Here is a 5335-nt window from a genome sequence, read left to right as displayed (position 1 = left end):
GCCCCGGACCAGGGCATGCGGTGGACATCGCCCCACAGCCGCACTCAGCTGAACGTTGCGAGACAAGCCGCGGGCCATGTGCGGGTCCGGACTGGCCGCGACACGCGCGCGGCGCGGCTGTCGGCCTCTCAGCCTTGATCGTAAAAGGCGAGCAGCTCGGCAGTACGCGCCGCCGCTTCGAGAGGGTGCCGTCCTCTCCGATCCGCCGGGGATGCTGACCAGCAGGTTGCGTGATCGTGCCGGACCGCATCCGGCTTCTTCGGGGCTGTTTCGGGGACGGCGTCATCAACGAGGGTCTGGCGGCGCGGTGGTCGGCGTACCGCGCCCGAGCCGTGCGGAGTGCGCAACGCGGGTGCGGACCAAGAAGCGGCCCGACTACCTAAAGATGCTGGTGAGACGCCTGAGCCTACGCCAGGACGATCGATACCACCCCTTGGATACACATGGCAAGTGGTGTTCGCGTGCCAGAAAGGCCGTGAGCAACGGTGGGCGCACATGTCGGTGTGCTGGGCGCGTAGACGACGGTGGTCCTGCTTGGGAGGTTAGGCGGCGGGCGGGCGCCGGGCGAGCACGCCCGCGATGAGGGTGGCGACCGCTGGCGGGACGGGTGGGGCCTCGGCAAGTGTCTCGGCCAGCCAGCGCGCCACCGCATCGACGTCCGATTCGGCATTGTGGGCGTTCTGCACTCCGGCCGGAGGGTGGGCCGTCGGTCCGTCGGTGTCCGGCCCCACTGTGGCGCCGTTCCCGCCGGTGTCCTCCGTGTCGGCCTGCGGTGGCCCGTCCCCTGTTTGCGGTGGATCGTCGCACGAGTCGGCGGGTGCAGGACGGCGGACGCGGGACGGGCGGACGCGGGACAGATCGACTACGGCACCTCACAGAACCGGCGGCGGAAATGCGGCAAATAAAAGCTAACCGGACTATCCGATACCGCCAACAGGGCGCGTTCCGTCGACCGCTTCCGCCAGCTCCCACGGTTAGATACGATGCCAATTGCGGCATGATTCCTGGCTCGCTTGGGTGGGTGTCAGATGCCGGCCGACCTGCATCGATGTGTCACCTCGGACCTACCCGATAGACAGGTAGGTGGATGGGCGGTCCGGTAGGTAAACGGACGGGCGGCCCGTAAAGGAACAGACTTTTCGGTCATTTTCCCGTAAAACAGGCAATGATATGTGACGTAGATCACACAAGACCCAGGGTGTCGGTGGTAGCCCAATCCTTCCATCGGACGAGGTTGCAGCGCGGAAAGGCGGGGGTCGCACCCCTGGGCGGGGCCGGACGACCCGAGGGAGCCTTGCGTGGGCGGTCTTGTGGTCAGCCCCCGCCGGTGCTCAGTGCGGAGATGGAGATGACGGTGACCTGGGTGGTGGAGACGGTGGTGAGGCCGTTGAACACGCCGGTCTGGCCGGCGCCGGTCCAGGTGACATTCCAGGTGACGGTGGTGGTCATGGGGAACACGCCGCCGGGCTGGTCGTCGGAGACGGTCTGGTAGGTGTGGCCGCAGTCCGGTGAGGACGCTTTCGGGTCGATGTCGGGCCGGTAGGGGGGGTACCGGGGCCGGTGCAGCGGACCTGGGCGCCGTCACCCATCGCCCAGACGACCTCGGCGGGGGTGGCGACGGCGGTCACCGACACGCCTCCGGCGGCAGCCGTGGCGGAGACGGGATGCCAGCTGCTGGGGTCGAGCCACATCCAGGTTGGGAGACGAATGAGCTGCCGGCCGGTCGGGCTGAGTGCGATCGTCGGGCCTTGGAGGCGGAGCTGGTTGCGGGCCTGTTCGGCGAGGGCCGCCGGGTCGGGGGCGGCAGCCGCCGGACCGGCCTGTCCGTCCGGTATCCAGACCGGGGGCCGGTAGAGCGCGTCGCGCCACCCGTCGTTCTGGCACTGGTAGACGTACCAGGCCCCAGACTGCCTGTCCGGGGCGGTCGCGGCAGGCAGTACGCGCAGCGACCCCGGCCGGTGAACCGCAGCCACTACGTGCGGTCCGCCGTCGCGCGGGATGGAGCGGAACGCAACTGGCCGGATCGGGTCTCCTTCGGGCTGGAAGTCGCTGCGGGTGTAGGAGCACGTTGCGAGTTCCGACGGGTCGAGCGACACATCACCAGGCGGACGCACCGCCCCGCCGCTGGCCGTGCCGCCCTGCGACCCGCCGCCACGCGGCGCCGGGCGAGCATCCCCGTCCGGTGGGAGCTGGGGGCTGCCGTTCTGCCCGGCTGCAAGTTCACATCCCGGGTAGGGGTTCTGGTCGCAGTCCGCGGAGGTGAAGATGTCGGCGTAGGCGGGCCGACCGCGAGGACGCCCAGCAGGCAGACGGCGACAGGGACGACGCGCTTCAGCATGACCCGAGTCCCTCGACGGCGAACCGGGTGACCTTCCACGACCCGTCCTCGTGCAGGCGAACTTCGGAGGTGATCGCCCGTCGACCGCCGGGTTCGTCGGTGAACGACGGCCCCGCCGTGCGCTATCGCAGCCAGTTCGAGCTGTCAGCGCAGTCGAACACCATCACCGTCTTCGGCGCCTCCGGCGGGCTGACCGAGGTGACCTCCGGATGCAGCACAGGCGCCCCCCGTGCTACCAGCCCGTTGTAATGATCGGTGGATCGATGCGGTGGCTTCGGCGGCGGTGGGGGGATGGGTTTCGATGGTGACCACGGGTGCGTGGCTGAGGTGCGCGATGAGGGCGGCGTTGTAGCCGGTGCCGGCGCCGATCTCCAGGACCCGGTGGCCGGGGCGCAGGTCGAGTGCTTCGAGCGTCCTGGCCATGATCGTTGGTGTGGAGGAGGACGACGGTACGGCGCCGGTGCGGGTGAGCAGCGGCTGGCCGCTGTAGACGATGTCGAGCACATCCGCTGTGGGGATGCTGTCCTGTGGGACGGGGATGTGCTGGTCACCGAGGCGGAAGTGGGTCAGGCAGCGGTCCCGGCGCACGGTGGCGAACGCGGCTTGGACCCGGTCGGTGCGGATCGCGCCGGTGGCGCGCAGCGTCGCGGCGTCGTCGGCGAGGCGGGCGGCTATCGGGCCGGTGGCCGTGTCCGGTGTGCTCACGCGGGCTCCTGACGGGGATGACCGTGGACTGACGGTGACGATGCTCAGATGGTGATGGTGGGTGTGTAGAGCAGGTGCGGGTTGACCGGTTCGGCCAGCCAGGGGGCGTAGCCGCGGGAGCCGAGGCCGGGGGATGGGAGCGGGTTGGACGTCATAGAGATCGACGATCCGGCGGACGAGCGGGTCCGCGACTACGTGGGGCTGACCGACGTGGCCCTGCGGCGGCGGCGGGAACCGGCCGAGGGCCTGTTCATCGCCGAGGGTGAGATGGTCATCGAACGGGCCCGGCGGGCTGGTTACCGTCCGCGATCGTTGCTGGTGGGGCCGGCGAAGGTCGCGACCGTCCCAACCGATCTGGAGCCGGATGTGCCGGTCTACCTCGCCGGCCCGGACGTGCTCGCCACGATCACCGGGTTCCAGGTGCACCGCGGGGCGCTCGCGTCGATGTGCCGCCGCCCGCCGGCCCCGGCGGCGGACGTGCTGGCCACGGCGCGGCGGGTGCTGGTCTGCGAGGACATCGTCAGCCACACCAACCTGGGCGCGATCTTCCGCTCGGCGGCCGGGCTCGGGATGGACGCCGTCCTGCTCAGCCCGTCGTGCGCCGACCCGCTGTACCGGCGGGCGGTGCGGGTGTCGATGGGGGAGGTGTTCGCCGTCCCGTACGCCCGTCTCGACCCGTGGCCGGCGGCGTTGTCCCTGCTGGTGGACGTTGGCTTCACGCTGGTCGCGCTCACGCCGTCCGCCACCGCCGTGCCGCTGGACGGGCTTGAGGCGGGTCCGGGTGACCGGCTGGCCGTGCTGCTCGGCTCGGAGGGCCCCGGGCTGACCCGGGACGCCCTGGAGGCGGCCACCGTCCGGGTGCGGATTCCGATGGCGCACGGTGTGGACTCCCTCAACGTCGCCGCCACCGCGGCGATCGCCTGCTACGTGCTGGGTGCCGGGAACGCCCGGTCGCTGGACGCGCGGACACCGCGATGATCATTTGCCCACGTGCCGGCCCGGCCACTGCGCGCCGCGGATCGTTCCGGGGCCGCTCTTCGACTACTTTTTGATCATTCTGTGCTGCGGATGTGGATGGCCTCCTCCTCCGGCGCGCCTGTCGGCCTGGCCCTGTCGCGGCCGCGGGCGCGGCCGCCGACCGGCCCGTGTCCGACGAGTTCGGCTGTTGTCGCCGTCCGTACGCCCTCGTCGTCGGCGAGCAGGGCCGGCACGTCGTCCGGCTCCCCGTCGCCGTCGAGGGCGGCCGGCCGCTCGACGGCGTCCTCGGCCGAGAAGCGGCCGTCGGCCGAGGAGTACACGTCGAACTCCAGGACCTCACCGGACTCCAGTCGCGCCGCCTCGTCGTACGGATCCGGCTCGGGCTGCTCCTGGGCGAGCAGCGAGTCCAGTGACTCGCCGGCACGTTGTTCCTGAGCGGTGGTGCCGAAGCGTTCACCCGGGCCGAAGCGGTCCGGCGGATCCCAGCCGTCGTCGAGCGGGTCGAAACCGCGGTCGGTCGAGCCCAGGCCGTCGCTGTCGAGGCTTTCGGACTGTTCGAGTGGGCTTCCGTACGTGTTGATGTAGCCACTGCCGGGATAGCCGCCGTCGGGATAGCCGCTGTTGAAGTGGCCGCTGTCGACGTCGTTGCCGCCGTCCGGGATCGGCTGCGTCATCGCTGTATCCTCCTGATCGAACCAGAGCTCTCGGGGCATCGCCGGCCGATCCCCGATCGCAAAGGACGGGCCATGGCGGCCGGTCTTGTCCGTCAAGACCATTCCCCTGACGGCCTGGTGCTAACGCCCACCGGCCGTCCCGCGGCCAATGCTCACCGCTGGCCGGTGGAGTCCCGTCGGCCGCGTCGTCACCGGTTCAGCGTCGTCTTCTGCGAGGAGCGCCGGACACACTACGGTTGGACGACGGACGATGAAGCGAACCCACCCTGTTTGCAACCCCACCGTCGATGGCGTATAGCGTTCATGTTCGTGTCTACTGTTGCGGACCGCATTCTTGAGCGGCTGGCAAAGGTCCCGGCCGGCCTGGATGACGGACAGCTGGCGGAAGTGCTCCAGGTGCGCCGCCAGACTGTGAACCAGATCTGTCGGCGCCTGTCGGACAAGGGCCGTCTGCACCGTGCGCCAGGCCCGAACGGTCGCATCATCAACCGCCTGCTGCCGCAGCACGACGCCTACCCCAGGTCTGTCCCGGCGCGGCCGGATGACACATCCGCCCCGGCCGAGCCGGCCGATGTGGCCGAGCCGGCCGAGCCGGCCGAGCCGGCCGAGCCGGCCGAGCCGGCCGAGCCGGCCGAGCCGG

Annotated in this window: 5 protein-coding genes; 2 read left to right on the top strand and 3 right to left on the bottom strand. The window is 70.5% G+C overall.

Features of this window, described 5'->3' with window-relative positions; all coding sequences use genetic code 11:
• Positions 1 to 1314: 1314 nt before the first annotated feature.
• Together AC5LSR_RS17535 and AC5LSR_RS17530 are read right to left on the bottom strand one after the other, a co-directional pair.
• Positions 1315 to 1449 carry a hypothetical protein gene (locus tag AC5LSR_RS17535; protein WP_445548290.1) on the bottom strand — a complete coding sequence of 45 codons (135 nt, stop codon included), beginning with the start codon at positions 1447 to 1449 and terminating at the stop codon, positions 1315 to 1317.
• A 1033-nt stretch (positions 1450 to 2482) separates the two neighbouring features.
• On the bottom strand, positions 2483 to 3043 hold the full coding sequence (locus AC5LSR_RS17530) for a methyltransferase domain-containing protein (protein ID WP_250282925.1): 561 nt from the start codon (positions 3041 to 3043) through the stop codon (positions 2483 to 2485).
• Between the two features lie 153 nt (positions 3044 to 3196).
• On the opposite strand from AC5LSR_RS17530, the gene AC5LSR_RS17525 reads away from it, so the two are divergent.
• On the top strand, positions 3197 to 4021 hold the full coding sequence (locus tag AC5LSR_RS17525; RefSeq protein WP_445548291.1) for a TrmH family RNA methyltransferase: 825 nt from the start codon (positions 3197 to 3199) through the stop codon (positions 4019 to 4021).
• Positions 4022 to 4095: 74 nt separating this feature from the next.
• Here the strand turns inward: AC5LSR_RS17525 and AC5LSR_RS17520 are convergent, their stop codons facing one another.
• Positions 4096 to 4695: a hypothetical protein gene (locus tag AC5LSR_RS17520; protein ID WP_250282929.1), complete on the bottom strand. Its 600-nt coding sequence runs from the start codon at positions 4693 to 4695 to the stop codon at positions 4096 to 4098.
• Positions 4696 to 4767: 72 nt separating this feature from the next.
• Here AC5LSR_RS17520 and AC5LSR_RS17515 point away from each other — a divergent pair.
• Positions 4768 to 5335 (top strand): MarR family transcriptional regulator (locus tag AC5LSR_RS17515; RefSeq protein ID WP_493468689.1); only part of this gene is annotated, 568 nt, incomplete at its 3' end.

Source organism: Protofrankia sp. CiP1_Cm_nod4 (assembly GCF_982290645.1).
The sequence above is the reverse complement of the archived record's forward strand: the minus strand, read 5'-3'. Positions and strand labels throughout refer to the sequence as shown.

Bases quoted from the DNA above. Each gene is read 5' to 3' on its own strand.
- AC5LSR_RS17535 (WP_445548290.1), bottom strand. From the start codon at position 1,449: ATGACCACCACCGTCACCTGGAATGTCACCTGGACCGGCGCCGGCCAG.
- AC5LSR_RS17520 (WP_250282929.1), bottom strand. From the start codon at position 4,695: ATGACGCAGCCGATCCCGGACGGCGGCAACGACGTCGACAGCGGCCAC.